Annotated in this window: 1 protein-coding gene; it reads left to right on the forward strand. The window is 59.2% G+C overall.

Annotated features, from left to right (window positions below; genetic code table 11):
- Nucleotides 1-35: 35 nt before the first annotated feature.
- On the forward strand, nucleotides 36-807 hold a 772-nt coding region (locus tag A3754_RS07145), incomplete at its 3' end, for a M14 family zinc carboxypeptidase (RefSeq protein WP_063519185.1).

An 807-nucleotide genomic window follows, 5' to 3' on the forward strand; every position in this document is an offset into this window, starting at 1 on the left:
GTTAAGGTAAGCGTCACTGTGGATGAAAGTGACCTATGGAAGAAAAGCTCTACCTGCTGCAACGCCACCTGCCGGAACTGCTGGAACTGGATGCATTAATCCGTCACGGGGAACGGCATTTGCGTGTCAACACCGTGCATCAGGTACCCATGGGGGAATTGACCCTGCCCGTTCATGTCATCGAGCTGGGAAGCCGCTCCCCCAACGCACCGGTGGTGGGTTTCTTCGGCGGAGTCCACGGCGTGGAACGGATCGGCAGCCAGGTGCTGATGTCCTGGCTGCACAGCCTGATCCATCGACTGCAATGGGATGACCAGCTTCACCGGCGACTGGAAAAAGTCCGCCTGGTGTTCATGCCCATGATCAACCCTGGCGGAATCTGGCGCCGCACCCGCAGTAACCCCAATGGCGTGGACCTGATGCGCAACGCTCCGGTGGACGCCATGGGCAAAGTCCCTTTTCTGGTAGGCGGTCATCGCATCAGCAGGCATTTACCCTGGTATCGGGGAAAAAGCGGCGAGCCCATGGAGCCCGAGGCCCAGGCGNTGATCCGCACCGTGCGAGAGAAGCTGTTTTGCTCACCGTTCTCCATGAGCCTGGATTGCCACAGCGGCTTTGGCCGCCGTGACCGGGTCTGGTGCTGCTACGCTCGCAGCCACCGGCCCATTCCACATATCGCCGAGGTATACCGGCTCAAACAGGTCTTTGAGCAGACCTATCCGAATCACCATCCCTATCTGATCGAACCCCAGTCGATTAACTACACTACCCACGGGGATCTCTGGGATTACCTGTACGACGACGCCC

Source organism: Alcanivorax sp. HI0083, from assembly GCF_001635175.1.